This is a genomic window from Micromonospora sp. NPDC048868 (assembly GCF_043198195.1).
Lineage (GTDB): Bacteria > Actinomycetota > Actinomycetes > Mycobacteriales > Micromonosporaceae > Micromonospora > Micromonospora reichwaldensis.
Map to the genome: position 1 here is coordinate 13,391 of NZ_JBICUN010000011.1, position 16,854 is coordinate 30,244.

Genomic DNA, 16,854 nt, shown 5'->3' on the forward strand with positions numbered 1-16,854 from the left:
CGGTGGGCGGCCCCGCCCGGATCCGGCAGCGGTTTGCCCTGATCGGAGGTCGGGTACCGCTGCCCTGGGGACCTGTCGAGGGACGGGCCAGGAAGAGCAGGGAGCGGTCGATGAGAACGCTGGACGGGCGATACCGGCTCGAACAGCGCATCGGCATCGGCGGCATGTCGGAGGTCTGGCGGGCCCACGACGCGGTGCTGGACCGGCCGGTCGCGGTGAAGGTGATGTCCCCCGGGCAGGAGGGCCAGGACACCTCTGTGGAGCGCATCCGCGCGGAGGCCCGCTCCGCCGCCCGGCTGGTGCACCCTAACGTGGCCTCCGTGCACGACTTCGGCACCTGCGGGCCGGGCCCCGAGGGCCAGCTGCCCTACATCGTCATGGAACTCGCCGAGGGCGAGACGCTGGCCGCGCACCTGCGGGCCGGGCCGCTGGACTGGCGCATCGCCGTACGGGTCTGCGCCGAGGTGAGCGCCGCGCTGGCCGCGGCGCACGCGCACGGCATCGTGCACCGCGACGTCAAGCCGGCGAACGTGATCCTGACCCCGGCCGGCGTGAAGGTGCTCGACTTCGGCATCGCCACCCCGTCCGGCACCCCGGACCGGTCACCGGAGGGGATGGTGGTCGGCACGCCCGCCTACCTCGCGCCGGAGCAGCTGGAACGGGCGCCCGTCACACCCGCCGCCGACATGTACGCCCTCGGCGTCCTGCTCTACTACTGCCTGACCGGGCGGCTGCCGTACCAGGCGGGCACCACGACCCCGACCCAGCTGCTCGGCGCGCGCCTGCGGCAACCGCCGCTGCCGCTGCCGGAGATCGAGGGGCTGCCGCCGGAGGTGGCCGACCTGTGCGCGAGCTGCCTGGCCGACGACCCGGCCGACCGGCCGTCCAGCCTGATGGCGGCCCTGCTGCTGGCGGAGGCGGTGGACGCCCGCGTGTACGTGCCGCTGGGGCTGCCCATGGCGCCCCGACAGCGCGTCGGGTCGATGTCGCCGTGGACCGAGCGGGCGGCGACCGAGGCGACCGAGGCGGCCCCCGTTCCCGACTGGTCCACCCAGGCCGGCTGAGCCCCCTCCTGCGCCGGCTGAGCCTCCTTGCGCGGTCCGGCCAGGCCGGCGTCGTGGGGCCGCTTCCGTCCGGCGTCCGTCGGGCCGCCCACCGGTCGCCCGCGTTTCACCGTCCGGGGGCCGGGTAGCCGGGCGGGTGAGCGACGGGAGGAACGCGATGCCGGAATCGAGCTCCTGGCTGAACGAGACGGCCACCGCGACCGCCGAGGGCGGCCACGTACGCACCGACGACGGGAGCCTGTCCACGGCCCTGGCGTCCCCACTGGCGCCGCACTGCTCGGGGCTGACCCCGGAGCAACTGCTCGCCGCCGCCTTCGCGTCCTGCCTGCACCACGCGGCGGTGGAGGCGGCGGGCGAGATCACGGACGAGGCGCACACCGTGCAGGTACGCGCGGAGGCGAAGCTCGGGCGCGACGACGACGGCCGGTACCGGGCCGACGTGCACGCCTCCATCTCGTCGGCGGGGCTGAGCCGGCAACAGCTGGCCGAGCTGGTCGAGCACGCGGACCGGTTGTGGCCCTTCTCCAGCGGCGACGGCAGCCGGCACCGGCTCACCGTCACCCCGGCGGAGAACGGCCGGCACTGACCCGGCCTGCCGGCGGTCCCAGGTCCCTACGACGCGCGGCAGCTCCACCACCGCCGCCGGTACGACCCGCACCACCACCGCCGGGACGACCCGCACCACCGCCGCCGGGACGGCCTGCGCCGTCGCCTCGGGGGCCGACGGGCGGTCGGGCGGGTGGCCCACGGCGGCCTCCACCGTTCGGTGGAGGCTCGGCGGCGGCCCGGCACCCGAGCCCGCTATCGGCTCTCCGCCCGCTTAGCTATCCCTAATCGGATATATGCGAAAGAGTCGACAAGGGCGGTTGGCGGCGTTGATGACCCGCCGGGGGTAATCGGCCCGCAGATCGGCGCAAATTGTGGCGCATGCCACCAACCAGGCCGATGGCAAGACGCGCTCGCCTTTCTAGCCTCGGCGGGTGCACCCCGACGATCCCCTCGACCAGAAGCTGACCCAGGATCGCCCGGCCACCCGCCCGGACGATCCCGCCTCGACCGAACGGACGACCGGCCGTCATCGCGCTGCGGAACGGCAGCGTCGCGGCGGCCGGGCCCTGCTCTCCTCGACCCCCGTCCGGGTCGCGCTCGCCACCGGCGTGACCTGCTGCCTCGGCGTGGCCGCGTTCGCCGGCACGCGCGATGACGCCGACGCCGCGCGGGAACCCGTGGCCGAGGCGCTGGCCGAGCGGGCCGTCGACGACGACCGCGCCTCGCGGTCCCTGGACCGGGCCGTCTCGCCCTCGCCGACGCTCAGCCCCAGCCCGACGCCGAAGCCGACCCCCTCGGCCACCCGCAAGGCCCCGCGCAAGCCGGCCCCGCCACCCCGCCCACGACCGGTCGCCGGGCTCACCCAGGCGCAGATGGACAACGCGAAGATCATCGTCGACGTGGGCGCCGAACTGAAGATGCCCCGCCGCGCCATGGTGGTGGCTGTGGCGACCGCGATGCAGGAGAGCCGGCTCTACAACCTCGCCAGCGACGTGCTTCCGGAGTCCAGCCGGTACCCGCACCAGGGCAGCGGCTCCGACCACGACTCCGTGGGCCTGTTCCAGCAGCGCCCGAGCAGCGGCTGGGGCACCGTACGCGAGCTCATGCGCCCGTCGTACGCCGCGCGGGCCTTCTACGAGGCGCTGCGGGACGTCCCTGGCTGGCAGCAGATGAGCGTGGCCGGCGCCGCCCAGGCCGTGCAGGTCTCGGCCTTCCCCGACGCGTACGCCCAGCACGAGGGCCTGGCCACCACGGTCGTCGCCGCGCTGACCTGACGGCGGCCGGCTGACCGCGCCGGTCCCCGGCGGGCGAGGGTCAGCGGATGCCGGCGCGGCCGCCCGGCGGCTCGCTGGACGCGTCCGCGCCGCCCCGGGCGGCGATCCGGGTCGCCGGCACCCCGCTGCCGGGCACGCCGGCCGCGGCGGTCGGAGTGTCCGCCGGGACCGGTTCGACGGTCAGCCCGTCGAGGATCCGGTCCACCCGGGCCTCGCGCCTGCGCCGGGCGTACAGCGCCTCCTCGAAGTCCCGGCGGGCCTGCACGGCCTCGGCGTAGACGCGCTCGCGCACCTGCCGGGCCTCCTCCCGGGCCGCGTCGAGCTCGACCCGCGCCCGGGCCAGCAGGTCGACCGCCTCGCGATCGGCGTCGTGCGCGCCGCGCCGGGCCCGGTCCGCGTCGCCGAGGTCCAGCCGTTCGAGCAGGCCGCGCAGCGCCGTCGCCTCGTCACGGATCTCGTCCCACTCGCGACCGGCCCTCGCGGCGCCCTCCGTCCGGGCGGCGAGCCGGGCCAGCCGGACGCCGATCTCGTCCAGGCAGGAATCGACCTGCCGCTGGTCGTAGCCGGTCTCCACGACGCAGAACCTCATACTGTCGCCCCCCAGGCAGCCGGTGGTTTCCTTCCCCACCCTGGATCCTCGGCGCTGGGGGCGGCAGCGGAGGGGCTTCGGGAAAAATGTTCACCATGCGGACGCCCGCAAGGCCGGGCGCGTCGCCGCGACCCGACGGGGCCGATCCGCCCGGGGGCGCCTCAGGAGCGCTTCGGGAGCACGACCACCCGGCCGAAGAACTCGTCGATCCGGCGCACCACGTCGTTGAAGTCGTCCAGGTCGATCGGCTTGGTGACGTAGGCGTTGGCCTGGAGCGTGTAGCTGCCCACGATGTCCGTGTCGGCGTTGGAGGTGGTCAGCACGACGATCGGGATCGTACGCAGGTCCTCGTCGCCCTTGACCTCGCCGAGCACCTGACGCCCGTCCATCCGGGGCATGTTCAGGTCGAGCAGGATGACGTCCGGCCGCCGGGCGTCGGTGTGCCGCCCCTCGCGGCGCAGGAACTCCATCGCCTCCTGGCCGTCGCTGACGACGTCGATGACCTTCTCGACGTCGGAGTCCGCGAGGGCCTCCTCGATCATCAACACGTCGCCCGGGTCGTCGTCCACCACCAGGATGCGAACCGGACTCGGGGTGTCTGCACCCATCACTACCTGCTTCGGGTCGGTGGAACGGAGAATCGCGAGGCGCTCTGTGCCGGCGGGGAAATCTAGCCCATCAACTGGCGGACCGCGCCGTCGGGTCGGCCCTGCCGGACTCGTGTCTCAGCACCTCGGCCAGCCCTGTCACCTGGAGCACGCGGTCGACCCGGCCGGTAGCGCCGGTGACCCGCAGCCACCCGCCGTCAACGGCGACCCGGTTGTCGCCCCGGACGAAGGCGGCGATCCCGGTGGAGTCGCAGAAGGTGAGCTCCGTCAGGTCCACCAGCAGGCGGCGCTCGCCGGCGTCGACAAGCCGGTCGATGGCGGCGTTGAGCTCGGGCGCGGTGCTCAGGTCGAGTTCGCCGGCCAGCCGCAGGCGCGTCGCCCCGCCGTCGCGGTCGGCGTACGTGACCGTGAACGTCACCCCTGGACCCCCTCGCTTCACCGCAGGCGGATGCTTGCAGTGTGGCAAGTATAAGCAGGGGCACCCGACACGGCCGCACCGGCGCTCATCGCGCCCCGGAGTCGCCCGCCCTGACCAGGGACGACCGCGCCGCCCCGAGGAACCGCGCGGCCCGCGGAAAGTCGCGCAGGACCCGCCCGTAGTGTTCCAGAGTCGACCCCAGGGCGGGGGCCGGCACACCCCGACTGGTGAGGATCTCGACCAGCCAGTCGACGAACTCGGTGAACAGCGAGCCGTCGTCGACATAGAGCGCGGCGGCCAGGAAGTCCACGATGTAGCCCAGGTCGCTGACGGTGGAGTCCAGCTGACTGGGCGTGTAGTCACGCGTCCCCGGGTCGTGTTCCCGCAGGTCCGCCAGCGCGCCGTCGATCAGCTCACCGCGCCGCTTGAGCAGGCTGGTGTACTCGTCGTCGGCCAGGTGGCTCAACTCCGCCGGGGGGACGCGGCGCAGCGCGCGCTCGTCGCCGATCAGGTTCGCGGCGGTCGGGGCGTCGGGCGCCCAGGCCACACCGAGCCGCCGGGCCCAGCGGCCGTCCGCGCCGAACCCCCGGCCCCCCACCACCACGGGGACGTCCACGCGCCGGCACGCCTCGATCATGCGGTGCGCGTGCGGCAGGCGCATCGGCAGCGCACAGGCGAGCGCGACCGCGTGGGCGTCGTGCCGGTGCAGGTACGACACCAGGTGCGGGGCGGGGACGCTCGCGCCGAGGAAGGTGACCTGCCAGCCCCGCAGCCGCAGCACCTCGGCGACCAGCCGGGGCGGCAGGGCGTGCCACTCGCCGTCCATGCAGGCCACCACCACCCTGCCCCGCGTCGGGCGCGGATTCGCGTACGCGGCCACCGCCGCCACCACCCGCTCGCTGATGTGCGTCGCGGCGTGCTCCTGGGCGACGCTCCACTCGTTGCGTGCCCACCGCTCCCCCACCTCGGCCTGCGCCGGGGCGACCAGGTCGAGCAGGACGCGCTCGGCGGGCACGCCGGCCTCGAGCAGGCCGGTGGCCACCTCGATGGCGGCGTACTCGTCCGCCTCCTGGAGGGAGTCCAGGTATCCGGGCCAGGCGCCTGCCGGGGTGGCGTCGGCGGTCGGGGCGGCGGTCACGGCCGGGTCTCCCTCGCCTCGGCGGCGCCGCTCGCGTCGGGCACCGCGTGCAGGTGCCTGGCCGTACGCCCGCCCGGACCGGTCGCGCGCAGCGCGAGCACGGCGATGTCGTCGTGGTCGCCGTGGGCCAGCCAGTCGCAGGTCACCTGCTCGACGCGCTCGGCCAGGGCGGGCGCGGGCATCCGCTGGCAGCCGGTGACCGCGTGCACCAGCCGCTCCGTGCCGAACTGCTCGTTGCCGCGGCGACCGCCGCGCGCCTCGGTCACCCCGTCGCTGTAGAGCAGGCAGGTCTCCCCCGGCTCCAGCCGGACGGTCACCTCCCCGATCCGGGGATCAGGCACCACGCCGACCAGCATGCCCGACAGCGGGACCGGCTCGACCTCGCCGGAGCCGCGCAGCACCAGCGGCGGCAGATGCCCGCCGCCGGCCAGGGTCAGGGTCAGGCCGCCCTCGCGGTGCGCGCGGACCACTCCCAGCACCATTGTCGCGAAACGCCCCTGCCCCTGCGCCTGGCTGGTCTCCAGCAGCGCGTCGTTGAGCAGCTTCAGCAGGCGCCCCGGCTGCGACTCGACCCGGTGCAGCGCCTGGAGGCACTGACGCAGCTGGCCGGTGAAGACCGCCGCCTCGACGCCCTTGCCGGAGACGTCGCCCAGGAAGAACACGGAGCCGCCGTCGGCCAGCCGGTGCGAGCCGTAGAAGTCGCCGCCGATGCGCAACCCGGCCTGGGCCGGCCGGTAGGCGGTGCCCCACTGCACCCCGGTCGCCTCGGCCGGCTCCACCGGCACCAGGCTCGCCTGGAGCGTGTCGGCGACCTCGGCCTGGTCGCGGTAGAGCAGCGCCGTGGTCAGCGCCGCCCCCGCCCGGGCCGCGAAGGCACGGGCCAGGTCCACGTCGGCCTCGTCGTACCAGCGCTCGACGCGCCGCGCGACCAGCAGCACGCCGGCCGGGGCGTCGCGACCGGGCAGCGGCACCACCCGTACGCAGGCCTCCGCCGCGGTCAGCCCGGGCAGCCAGCCGGCCTCCGCTGCCTGCTCCGCCAGCCAGTCGAGGGTGTGCGGTTCCCCGCCGTCCAGCCCCTCGGTGATCGCCGCGGGCAGGTCGACGGCGGGCAGGATGCCGCTGTCCACCACCGGGGCGTCGTCGTCGCTGCGGGCGGCCCGCCACCAGCGCGCCCGACCGGAACGGGGTGCCAGCACCAGCACCGCCACCTCGGCCAGCGTCGGCACGGCGAGGCGGACCACCGCCGCGGCGGCCCGGTCCGGGTGCAGGGGATTGCCGAGCTTCTCGCCGACGACCGCCAGGAACGCCGAGCGGGCCCGCTCGGCCAGCAGGGCGTCGGCGCGGGTGACGCTCTCGGTGACGTCCTCGACATACCAGCAGCAGCGGGCGGCCGACAGCGGCACCCGGCGCACGCGCAGCCGGCGGTCGCGGTGGGTGAACTCGCCGTCGGCGGTCAGCCCGGCAAGGTTGGCCGCCACGAGCAGCTCGCCCGGGGTGACCTCGGGCAGCAGCCGCTCGGCCACCGGGCTGACGTGCCGGACGACGCCTTGCGCGTCGCAGACGACGAGACCCTCGCGGAAGTGCTCGACGACCTCGGACCAGTCGGGCGCCGCGTGCTCCCGGTCGGCCGCCAGTGCGGGGAGCGCGGAGGCCGGGCGTGCCGGGGCGCCGGCGGACCACGCCGTGGCCCGTGCGGCACTCGGGGTGGAGACCCGCCCGTCGCCGGGATCTGAGTCCCGGACGTCCGCAGCAGTCACCGGCTGAGCCCCACTCCTTGTCGAAACCCGTACCACCGGGAGGCAGCACAGGTGGTCGGATCTCTCGCACCCACCCTACGCCCGTGTGCCGCGAACGCCACCCGACGCCCGTCGTGCGGTCGGCGCTCGGTGCCCGGCGGGACCTGCGGCGCGTTGTTACGATCCCTGCATCCCCGCCCGTCGGCGGCCTGCGAAAGGGCGTGATCGTGCTGTCCCGTGGGAGCCAACCCGAGGCGACTCCGTTGAGCATGACCATCGACCGGTCGGATCCCGCCGCACCGCTCATCCGGGTCGGGGGCGACCTCGCCTACACCACCGCCGGGCCGCTACGCGCCGAGGTCGACCGGATCCTCGCCGACGCCCCGCCGGCCCTCGTCCTCGACTTCACCGGCCTGCTCTTCATCGACAGCACCGGCCTGGGAGTGATCGTGCACGCGTGGCGCGAGGGGCAGCAGTGCGGCACCGCCCTCCGGCTGTGCGCCGTGCCCCGGTTCCTGGCGACGATCCTCGACATGACCGGCGTCACGGGCCTGCTCGCCCGGCCGCTCGGCGAGGGCCTGGTGGCGTCGGAGGGCACCGCCGGCACGGCCTGACGCGCTCCGCCCGGCCCCCCGGCTTTGCACCCGGGCCCGCGGCTGGGAACATGGGCGCATGGCCGCTCAGCTGTTGACCATCGAGGTGACCCGGCTCGACGCCGGGCGCGCCCGGCTCCGGCTGGCCGGTGAGCTGGACTTCGACACCGCCCCGGAGCTCGTCGCCGCCGCCGCCGAGCTGCGCCGGGACGGCTACCAGGAGCTCCTGTTCGACCTGAGCGGGGTCAGCCTGTGCGACTCGTCCGGGCTCAGCGCGTTCCTGACCGCCCATCACGACGGCACGGGCGCGGTCCGACTCACCGGAGTCGGCCCCCAGCTCCAGCAGTTGCTCGACCGCACCGGCCTGACCGAGCTGCTCGCGGTGGAACGCGGCAGCGACGGCGCCGCCCGCCGGGCGGGCTGAGGCCGGCCGGGCTCCGCGCGGGCGAGGGGTGGCCCCCGACCCTGGGACCAGGGGCCGGGGGCCGGAGTGAGGATCAGGGCGCGGTGAGCGGTTGCAGCCGGGGCCCGGTGGTCTGCCGCTGCCCCGTCGTCGGCGGCTCGGCGTCCTCCGGCGGCCCGGAATCGGGAGTCTGGAAGAGATAGCGGACGAACACCCCACCCGCCTCGTTGTCGTCCGCCCCGGGCCACTGCCCGATGCAGTCGACCCCGACCACCTCACGACCCGAGCCGTCGCCCTCTTCCAGCAGCGCCCACAGGCTCACCGGGTAGCAGCGGGTGTCCTCGGGCGAGAGGCGCCAGCGGGCGTACCAGCCGGGTCGGGCGGGAACGATCTCGACGATCCGCTTCATCACGACCTGTCCTTCCGCGTGCTCGGAAGTTCTCCGGTCCGCTGCGATCGTCGGCTCCCGCCGGGTGACCGCCCCTCACCCCCGCCGGATGAAGCTGTCCCGCCGCCCATCCGGGCGTCACCGGCTCGGCCGTCGGCGTCCGTTTCGGTGCCGGCGCCGACGGGAAGGCGACCGGCGGAAGCGAGGGAACACCAGCGGAAGCGAGGTGTCACCATGCGCAAGCAGATGGAAGGCGACAACCAACGTCGCCGCGCGCTGGCCCGCCAGGCCCGCGAGCGTGGCATGCAGGCCAGCGAGACGGGGGCCAGCCTGAGCGCCTCCAAGCAGCTCACCCACCTGGAGCAGGGCAAGCGCGCCGGTCCGCCGCCGGCCGGCAGCCGCCACAAGCCGGACAGCACGCGGGGTGGGCCCGCGCCGCCACCGGCGGGCGTCCCGGAGTCCCCCCGCCCCCTGCCCGACCGCGGCTCGGGTGCGCCGGAGGGGACCCCGCTGGGCTACCACGCGCTTGTCGACGACGTCGTCCGCCGTACCGGCGCCGACTTCCGGACCGCCAAGGTGGGCGTCGAGTCGACCGTGCTGGTCCTGGCCTTCGCCCTCGGCGAGGCGGAACGCCGGCGGCTGCTGGCGGCGGTGCCGACGAAGCTGCACGACGTCCTCCCCGTGGACGGCATCAGGCGAAGCCCGGACCTGCCCGGCTTCCTGGCCGAGGTGGGCCGGATCAGCGGCCGTACCCCGGAGCAGGCCCGCTACCAGGCGGAGGCGACCGTGGCGGCGCTGGCCGACCACGACGGCGACCTGATCGAGTCGCTGCACGTGCCGGACGGCCTGCGTGACCTGCTGGAGCCGCCGTCCGTCGGCGGCGGGGTGGTCGGCGCGGCCAGCGCGACGCCCCCGCTGAGCGACACCGACCTGCGGGAGGCGCTCAGCGCGCTGCCCTACTGGTCCGGCGACGGCGAGGCGTTGTCCCGCACGCTGGAACTGCCGGCGGACAACCTGGACCGGGTGCTGGACCGGATCGACCGGCTGCGCCAGGAGACCGGTCGCGGCCCGCGCATCGGCCGTCCCGACCCGGGCACCGCCGTGCTGACCGTTCGGTCCCGGCAGGCCGGCGCGGTGACCGCGATGGACGTGGATCTCGCGCACGCCGTCGACGACGCGATCGACGAGGCGGGCGCCGGGATGGCGACCGGCTGAACCGGCGTACGGGCCGGCGGACGTCCACCCGCCGGCCCGCCCCGGCTCGGCTAGCCTGCCGGGGTGGACCCCTCCGACGCGCCCCGGCTGGAACTGGTCGTCGACCCGGCCCGCCCCACCGGGCGTACGCTCCTCGCCGCCGGCGTGGAGCAGTCCTACGTGGACGTGGCCGACCCCCGGCACCTGCACTTCGAGTACGTGCGGCGGATGGCCGTCGTGGCCGACCTGGTGGCGCCACCCGGCCGGCCGCTGGACGTGTTGCACCTCGGCGGCGGCGCGCAGACCCTGCCGCGCTACCTGGCCGCGACCCGGCCCGGGTCGGCGCAACTGGTCGTGGAACGCGACCCGGCGGTGGTCGACCTCGTGGCGCGGGAGCTACCGGCGCTGCCCGCCGAGGTCGAGGTGCGGGTGGCGGACGCCCGGGAGGCGTTGGTCGACGCGCCGCCGGCCGGCTACGACCTGGTGCTCGCCGACATCTACCGGGCGGCGCGGATGCCGGCGCACGTGCGCAGCGTCGAGTTCGTCGCCGAGGTGGCCCGGACGCTGCGCCCCGACGGCATCTACCTGGTCAACGTGACCGACCTACCGCCGCTGGTCTTCGCCCGGGTCCAGGCGGCCACCCTGCGGGTGGTCTTCGCCGACGTCTGCCTGGTCGCCGACCGCCGGATGCTGCGCGGGCGGCGGTACGGCAACGTGGTGTTCGCCGCCGCGCTGCGCCCCGGGCGGCTGCCGGTGGCCCGGTTGTCCGCCCGGGCCGCACGGGATCCGGTGCCCGGCGGGGTGCTGCACGGGCCGGCCCTGGACGCGTTCGTCGCCGGCGCCCGTCCCGCCACGGACGCCGCCCTCGCCCCGCGCTGAGGCGACCCGCCCCTGCGGGCGGAACGTGTCGGCGATCGCCGCGAGCGCACCGAGCGGGCGGTCAGCGGGCCCGGACGGCCACCTCCGGCGAGGAGCTCTCCAGCGGCACGGCGTTGGCCGGGACCAGGCCGAGTTGCACGGCCGGGCGCGGCAGCGCGGCGTCGAGCATCCAGTCGGCGCCCACCCGGATCCGGTTGCCCGGCATCGCCAGCAGGTGGTAGCCGCGGGTGACCGCCTTGGCGGGCAGCCCGGACAGCGACACCTTCAACGGGTTCGCCGCCGCGTCCTTGCCGCCCAGGTCGACCACCCAGCCCAGGTCGTGGTGCTTGTACGGCCTGCGTCGCCCCTGCCCGTAGGAGGCGGCGATGTTGTGCGCGGCCAGCTTGCCCTGCCGCTGGGCGTGCTGCGCCGTCATGGTGCAGATCTGCCCCGGGCGGGCCAGGTCCGGCACGGCGGCCGCGTCGCCGCAGGCGTACACCTCGGGGAAGCCGGGGACACTGAGGTACTCGTCGACGACCAGGCGGCCCCGCTCGGTGCGCAGTCCCAGCTCGGCGACGAACGGGTCGGGACGCACGCCGACGCACCAGACCAGGGTGCAGGTGGGCACGTAGTCGCCGTCGGTGAGCGTCACCCCGTCGGCGGTCGCCACGGCCACCGAGGTGCCCATCCGCACGTCCACGCCCCGGCGGCGCAGCACGCGGTCGGCGGTCTCCGACATCCGCTGGTCCAGCTCCGGCAGCACCCGGGGCGCGACGTCGAGCAGCATCCACTTCGGGCGGATCTTGAGTCGGGGGCGCTGGGAGACCAGCTCGTCGGTGAAGAGCTGGCCGTGCGCGGCCACCTCCGTCCCGGTGTAGCCGGCGCCGACGACCACGAAGGTGGCGCGCGCCTGCTGCTCGGCCGGGTCGTCGGTCTGCTCGGCCAGCTCGATCTGCCGGATCACGTGGTCGTGCAGGTAGAGGGCCTCGGGCAGGCCACGGAAGCCGTGGGCGTACTCGGTCACACCGGGGATCGGCAGCAGCTTGTTGACGCTGCCGACGGCCAGCACCAGCCGGTCGTACGCGATCCGGTTGCGGTCCCCCTCCGGCTGGGTGAAGCCGACCCAGCGGTTCTGCAGGTCCACGTGGTCGGCCTCACCGATGAGCACCCGCACCCCGTCGAGCGTCCCGGTCAGCGGCACGGAGATCCGTCGGGGCTCGACCACGCCGGCGGCCACCTCGGGCAGCAGCGGCAGGTAGAGGAAGTAGTCGGTGGAGTTCAGCACCACGATCTCGGCCCGGCCCCGGGCCAGCCGGCTCAACGTCTTCGCCGCGTGGTAACCGGCGAACCCGGCCCCCACGATCACCACACGAGGTTTCGTCATTGCCGCCCCGTTCCCACCCCGGAGCGGGGCAAACGTGGCGGGTCGGACGATTCAGCACTCGGCCAGCCGGACGTGCCCGGTCTGCCCGACCGCCTCCACCTCCCAGCAGCGCCCGAACGCCCGCACCCGCTCGGCGGCGATCCGCCCGATCTCGTGCGGGATGTCGGGGTCGAGGACCAGCCGGCCGTCCACCGGGTTCAGGTTGAGCATCGCCCGGACGAAGGCCAGCGGTGCGCCGGCCGCCCACGCCTGCGGGCTGCACGCGGTCGGGTACGGGATCGCGAAGAGCAGCCGCTCCCGGGGGAACCCGCTCATCGCCTCCGGCAGCCGGTGACCGAACTGCTCGGCCGCCTCGAGCAGGGCAAGGCTGACCCGGTTCGCCTCCGCCCGGTAGCCGTAGCGGGCCATGCCGAGCGCCGCCAGCGAGTTGTCGTGCGGCCAGACGGTGCCCAGGTGGTAGCCGAGGGCGTTGTAGAGCCGATCGTCCCAGGAGAGCGTGCGGATCCCCCAACCGGAGAACATGTCCTCGCCCATCAGCTGCCGCACCACCGTGCCGGCCCGCTCCGGCGGCACGATCCCGCTCCACAGCAGGTGCCCCATGTTGGAGGTCTTCGAGTCGATCGGGTTCTTGTCGCCGTCCAACCCGACCGCGTAGAAGCCGCCCCGGGCGTCGATCCAGAAGTCGCGGTTGAAGCGCTCGTACAGCGCCTCGGCCTCGGCGCGCAGCCGGCGGGCCAGGTCGGGGTCGGCGAGCGGCCCGTCGGCCAGCTCGGCCAGGCGCAGCTTCGCGTCGTAGGTGTAGCCCTGCAGGTCGCTGGTGGCGATCGGCAGCACGGGGATACGCCCGTCGGCGAAGCAGACGCCGTCCGGGGAGTCGCGCCAGCACTGGTTGCCCAGCCCTTCCGGGGAGCGCGTCGCGTACTCGACGTAGCCGTCGTCGTCGCGGTCGCCGTACCGGTCGATCCAGTGCAGCGCGGCGAGCGCGTTGTCGCGCAGGAAGCGCACGGTCTCGTCGTCGCCGGTCCACCGCCAGTACTCCGACAGCAGGACCAGCCAGAGCTGGGTGGCGTCGGCAGAGCCGTAGTACGGCCCGTACGGCTTCACTCCTGTCCGGGTCAACTCGCCGCTGCGCACCTCGTGCAGGATCTTGCCGGGCTCCTCGTCGGTGAAGTCGTCGCACGTCTCGCCCTGCAACCGGGCCAACGCGAGCAGCGCGCCCTTGGCCAGGGCCGGGCCCGCGACCAGCGTCTGGTACGCGGTGATGAGGGTGTCGCGGCCGAAGACGGAGAGGAACCAGGGCAGGCCGGCGCCGGGGAGCATGATGCGCTGCCCCTTGACCTCCAGGTCGAGGCGCAGCGCCGCCAGGTCGTCGCGGGTCTGCGCAAGCGTCCGCGCCAGCGCCTGGTTGTCGCTGCGCAGCACCGCCCGCCCGAGGGCCCAGCGGCGCACCGGGTCGTCGGCGCGGCGGTGGAACACGTCGGCGATGTCGCCCCGGACCGGCTCCACCACCCCCATCCCCGGTGGCAGTGGCACGTGCAGGTCGACGTACCACTCCTCGCGTCTGTGCAGGGTGATGTCCCAGACGAGGTCGTCGCCCTCGACCCGGTCCGCCGGCCGGGAGCAGCAGACCCGGGTCTCGGCGGCGAAGTCGCCCCGGGCGTACGTGAAGCACAGTTCCGAGCCGTCCTGCGCGTGGCTGCGGGTGATCTCGGCGGAGCGGTCCCGAACCCCCGACTTGACCTCGAACAGGTCGGCGAAGTCGGTGCCCACGGCCAGCCGCAGCTCCAACCGGACCGGCTCCGGCCGGAAGGACACCATCTCCACCCGCTCGTGGAAGCCGTCGCCGACGTACCGCAGCCGCCGCATGCCCAGGCTGTCCGGCGGCAGGCCGGACTGGGCCGGGTTGGTCAGCACGTACTGGGCCGAGTAGTGGTCGATGGTCTCGGCGCGCAGCACCAGCAGCTGCTCGCCGTTGACGGTGAGCACCCAGCCGCTGAGCAGCCGGGTGTCCAGGTGCACCAGCCCGCCGATGCTGCCCGGCGGCACGTCCCCGCACGGGTCGGAGTACATGAAGGTCGGGCCGCTGAGCACGGCGATGGAGTCCGGGCCCAGCTCGGGCGGCATGGCCCGCTGGTCGCCGCTCTGCCCGGCGGCGGCCCGCAGGCCGGGTGTGGGGTCGGCGGGGGTCGGACGGACGACAGCCATGCCTCCACCGTAGGAAGACCGTCGCTGTCCGTCATCACCCGCTCCGGGTGAAGCGGCGCGGACCGTTCGCGGGGGACGCGGCGTGGAACCACGGCCGACGGGCCCGAGGCCGGGTGCCGACAGCGGCGGACTTGCGACACGCGACTGTGCGGTTGCCGACAGTGACGGCCCCGATGGCGGCGCACGCTGCTTGCCGACCCGACCGTCGTCATCAGGAGGAAAGATGCGACTCCGTTCGCTCGCCGCCGCCGCGCTGACCGCCGTGCTGGCCGCCGGCGCGCTCGCGCCGGCCGGCCCGGCCGTGGCGGCCACCGCCGACCGATGGGGCTTCGCCTACGTCAAGGACCCGACCGTGCCGGCCTGGACGGTGCTCGACACCACCCGGCAGTGGGGCAGTTGGAAGACCGCCTTCCCCGCCGCCTGGGCGCAGGGCGCGAAGGTCGCGCCCGGCCGGTTCCTGGTGCGCTTCCCGCAGGTCGCCTCCGGCGCCCGGGGCGTGCCGCACGTGACCCCGGTCAACCGGACCGGCCACTACTGCGAGGTCGTCCGCTGGTACTCCTCCGGCGCCGACCAGATCGTCGACGTGCAGTGCCACAAGCCGGGCGGGGACCGCGACGACACCCCGTTCACCGTCCTGTGGACCACCAGCAGCGGCGTGCTGCCGGCGGGCACCGCCCACGCGTACGTCCAGCAGGCCGGCGGGGCGCTGGTCCAGTCGTACAACTCGACGGGGGCGGCGAACGGCCTCGGCCCGCTGGGGGTCGGCCAGTGGGCGGTGAAGCTGCCGGGCGTCGGGCTCGCCGGCGCGCTGGCCGGTGACGTGCAGGTCACCGCGGTCCAGCCGAACGCGGCACCGCGCCGCTGCAAGATCGACAGCTGGTCCTTCTCCGGCGTCGACGTGGCCGCGAACGTGTCCTGCTTCGACCAGGCGGGCGCGCCGGCGGCCACCGACTTCGCCCTGTCCTACCACCGTCGGCGGCCGGTGATCGGCTCGCTCGCCCCGCCCTCGCGCTTCGGCTACCTGGGCACCGCGGTCGGCGGGCCGACCAACGACAACTCGGTGCTCGGCGTCGGCGCCAACACCGTCGCGGCGATCGCCCCGGCCGGCCGCTACCTGGCGAAGTTCCCGCAGCTCGGAGTCAGCCAGACGCACGCCCAGGTGGTGGCGCAGGGCGTCGGGTCGAACTACTGCCACCTGACCCAGCCCTGGTCGACCGCGCTCGACGTCGAGGTGGACGTGATCTGCTTCGACAACGCCGGGGTGGTCACCCCGCACCGGTTCCTGGCGACCTTAACCTCCCGCGTCTGACGCGACACGACCGCCGCCCGCCGTCTGACGCGACCACAGCGATCTTTCGCGTCGACGCGACCGTGGCCGAATGGGCCGCGCCGGATCACCCGGGGCGGGTGGGTTCACCTCACCCGCCCCGGCGGCACGGTGGTGCTCCACCGCCACCGAGCGACGGGAGGCAGCGCCATGAGCACACCGATGTCGAACGACCGGCGGCAGCCGATCTACCTGCGACAGAGCGGTCGCCCGCAGCTCACGGCCCGGCAGCGCCGGCGCGTCGAGCACAAGCAGGGGCGGTTCGTACGCCTCGACGGCCAGCGGCCCGAGGCACGCCGGCCCGGGCGCTGACCCGGCGGCCGGTAGCGGTCGTGACGTGCCGCCACCGGCCTGTTCGCCGGTGGGCGCGGCCCTCACGGACCGGCCGGCCGGTCCGCCCCGTCGTCGACCCGCTCCAGCGTGTAGTGGATGGTCTGGGCGACGATCCAGCCCTCTTCGATGAGGAACGAGTCCGCCCCGTCGCAGACCCGTACGCCCTCGATCCGCGCCGTCCACTCCAGGAACGCCACCCGGCCCTCGACCATCCGGTTCGTGTACACGTAGCGGGCGCCGGGCAACTCCTCCTCCAGCAGGCGCGCCAGCTCCCCGACGCCCGCGTGCCCGCGGAACACGCCGCGCCGTTCCAGGACTACGCACGACGGCGACACGTTGCGCGCCAGGTCCTCGGCGAACCGGTGCTCGGCGGCCAGCCGCAGGTGGTCGTCGAACACCTCCGACGCCGACCGCGCCCGCAGGTCCTCGCGCACCGCCGGACCCTTGTCCGACCCGGCCGCCGCTGCCGCGTCGCCCTCCCCCGCCGTCACAGCGGACCCGGGTACGGCTGCTCCGGCGGCATCGGCACCCGCAGGAAGGTGGCCCCGCGCAGGTCCAGCCAGGCGTGCCCGGGCGAGCGGACCAGCCGCAGCATCACCTCGGCGCAGTTCGGGCAGCGGCCGACGAGGCCGGGGGCGTGCGGGTAGACCCGCAGGCCGGCCAGCGGGCCCTGCGTGCGGCAGTGCTCGCACCGCCCGGCGGCGGTGCTCAGGTCGACGGCGAACAACTCCCGCAGCGGGCCGTCGAGCATGTTGCCGTCCAGGTACGACGTGTCGGTCATCGGGCGCTCCTC

General features: G+C 74.9%; 19 protein-coding genes. 9 read left to right on the forward strand and 10 right to left on the reverse strand.

The annotated features are described in order from the left end of the window. The first annotated feature begins 110 nt into the window (after nt 1–110). The 3 genes from ACGFNF_RS18815 (at nt 111) to ACGFNF_RS18825 (ending at nt 2,887) form a co-directional block, all read left to right on the forward strand. A complete protein-coding gene (locus tag ACGFNF_RS18815) occupies nt 111–1,064 on the forward strand; it encodes a serine/threonine-protein kinase (RefSeq protein WP_393169359.1) in 954 nt (317 codons plus the stop codon). Nucleotides 1,065–1,221: 157 nt separating this feature from the next. After that, on the forward strand, nt 1,222–1,650 hold the full coding sequence (locus ACGFNF_RS18820) for an OsmC family protein (RefSeq protein WP_089000686.1): 429 nt from the start codon (nt 1,222–1,224) through the stop codon (nt 1,648–1,650). A gap of 394 nt (nt 1,651–2,044) precedes the next feature. Then, nucleotides 2,045–2,887, forward strand: a complete 843-nt coding sequence (locus tag ACGFNF_RS18825) for a hypothetical protein (protein ID WP_393169361.1) — start codon at nt 2,045–2,047, stop codon at nt 2,885–2,887. Nucleotides 2,888–2,927: 40 nt separating this feature from the next. On the opposite strand, the gene ACGFNF_RS18830 is transcribed toward ACGFNF_RS18825, so the two are convergent. From ACGFNF_RS18830 to ACGFNF_RS18850, 5 genes are all read right to left on the reverse strand, one after another. Beyond that, nucleotides 2,928–3,476, reverse strand: coding sequence for an ATPase (locus tag ACGFNF_RS18830; RefSeq protein WP_393169363.1), 549 nt, complete (start codon nt 3,474–3,476; stop codon nt 2,928–2,930). 161 nt (nt 3,477–3,637) lie between these two features. Continuing rightward, nucleotides 3,638–4,084 (reverse strand): response regulator, encoded by a 447-nt coding sequence (locus ACGFNF_RS18835; protein WP_151454808.1) that lies wholly within the window; start codon nt 4,082–4,084, stop codon nt 3,638–3,640. Nucleotides 4,085–4,154: 70 nt separating this feature from the next. After that, nucleotides 4,155–4,502, reverse strand: coding sequence for an STAS domain-containing protein (locus tag ACGFNF_RS18840; RefSeq protein WP_393169365.1), 348 nt, complete (start codon nt 4,500–4,502; stop codon nt 4,155–4,157). 85 nt (nt 4,503–4,587) lie between these two features. Continuing rightward, complete coding sequence (locus ACGFNF_RS18845; RefSeq protein ID WP_393169367.1) at nt 4,588–5,640, reverse strand: B12-binding domain-containing protein; 1,053 nt, start codon at nt 5,638–5,640, stop codon at nt 4,588–4,590. Then, nucleotides 5,637–7,397 (reverse strand): PP2C family protein-serine/threonine phosphatase, encoded by a 1,761-nt coding sequence (locus ACGFNF_RS18850; RefSeq protein ID WP_393169369.1) that lies wholly within the window; start codon nt 7,395–7,397, stop codon nt 5,637–5,639. Before ACGFNF_RS18850 ends, ACGFNF_RS18845 begins: the two co-directional genes overlap by 4 nt. Before the next feature lie 248 nt (nt 7,398–7,645). On the opposite strand from ACGFNF_RS18850, the gene ACGFNF_RS18855 reads away from it, so the two are divergent. Further along, nucleotides 7,646–7,990 (forward strand): STAS domain-containing protein, encoded by a 345-nt coding sequence (locus ACGFNF_RS18855; protein ID WP_393169512.1) that lies wholly within the window; start codon nt 7,646–7,648, stop codon nt 7,988–7,990. Nucleotides 7,991–8,048: 58 nt separating this feature from the next. Next, a complete protein-coding gene (locus ACGFNF_RS18860; protein ID WP_357579797.1) occupies nt 8,049–8,393 on the forward strand; it encodes an STAS domain-containing protein in 345 nt (114 codons plus the stop codon). Nucleotides 8,394–8,466: 73 nt separating this feature from the next. On the opposite strand, the gene ACGFNF_RS18865 is transcribed toward ACGFNF_RS18860, so the two are convergent. Continuing rightward, nucleotides 8,467–8,781, reverse strand: coding sequence for a hypothetical protein (locus ACGFNF_RS18865; RefSeq protein WP_393169514.1), 315 nt, complete (start codon nt 8,779–8,781; stop codon nt 8,467–8,469). Nucleotides 8,782–8,994: 213 nt separating this feature from the next. Here ACGFNF_RS18865 and ACGFNF_RS18870 point away from each other — a divergent pair, with 213 nt between their 5' ends. Both ACGFNF_RS18870 and ACGFNF_RS18875 read left to right on the forward strand, forming a co-directional pair. Then, nucleotides 8,995–9,975, forward strand: a complete 981-nt coding sequence (locus ACGFNF_RS18870) for a DUF2267 domain-containing protein (protein WP_393169372.1) — start codon at nt 8,995–8,997, stop codon at nt 9,973–9,975. A 63-nt stretch (nt 9,976–10,038) separates the two neighbouring features. After that, on the forward strand, nt 10,039–10,833 hold the full coding sequence (locus ACGFNF_RS18875; protein WP_393169374.1) for a spermidine synthase: 795 nt from the start codon (nt 10,039–10,041) through the stop codon (nt 10,831–10,833). Between the two features lie 61 nt (nt 10,834–10,894). Here the strand turns inward: ACGFNF_RS18875 and ACGFNF_RS18880 are convergent, their stop codons facing one another. Both ACGFNF_RS18880 and ACGFNF_RS18885 read right to left on the reverse strand, forming a co-directional pair. Continuing rightward, nucleotides 10,895–12,196: an NAD(P)/FAD-dependent oxidoreductase gene (locus ACGFNF_RS18880; protein ID WP_151454800.1), complete on the reverse strand. Its 1,302-nt coding sequence runs from the start codon at nt 12,194–12,196 to the stop codon at nt 10,895–10,897. Nucleotides 12,197–12,247: 51 nt separating this feature from the next. Further along, nucleotides 12,248–14,401, reverse strand: a complete 2,154-nt coding sequence (locus tag ACGFNF_RS18885; protein ID WP_393169376.1) for a glycogen debranching N-terminal domain-containing protein — start codon at nt 14,399–14,401, stop codon at nt 12,248–12,250. Between the two features lie 223 nt (nt 14,402–14,624). On the opposite strand from ACGFNF_RS18885, the gene ACGFNF_RS18890 reads away from it, so the two are divergent. Together ACGFNF_RS18890 and ACGFNF_RS18895 are read left to right on the forward strand one after the other, a co-directional pair. Beyond that, on the forward strand, nt 14,625–15,710 hold the full coding sequence (locus ACGFNF_RS18890) for a hypothetical protein (RefSeq protein WP_393169378.1): 1,086 nt from the start codon (nt 14,625–14,627) through the stop codon (nt 15,708–15,710). A gap of 168 nt (nt 15,711–15,878) precedes the next feature. Next, on the forward strand, nt 15,879–16,040 hold the full coding sequence (locus ACGFNF_RS18895; protein WP_165947859.1) for a hypothetical protein: 162 nt from the start codon (nt 15,879–15,881) through the stop codon (nt 16,038–16,040). Between the two features lie 62 nt (nt 16,041–16,102). On the opposite strand, the gene ACGFNF_RS18900 is transcribed toward ACGFNF_RS18895, so the two are convergent. Then, nucleotides 16,103–16,552, reverse strand: coding sequence for a hypothetical protein (locus ACGFNF_RS18900; protein WP_393169381.1), 450 nt, complete (start codon nt 16,550–16,552; stop codon nt 16,103–16,105). Next, nucleotides 16,549–16,842: a DUF6510 family protein gene (locus ACGFNF_RS18905; protein WP_393169383.1), complete on the reverse strand. Its 294-nt coding sequence runs from the start codon at nt 16,840–16,842 to the stop codon at nt 16,549–16,551. Before ACGFNF_RS18905 ends, ACGFNF_RS18900 begins: the two co-directional genes overlap by 4 nt. Nucleotides 16,843–16,854 lie beyond the last annotated feature (12 nt).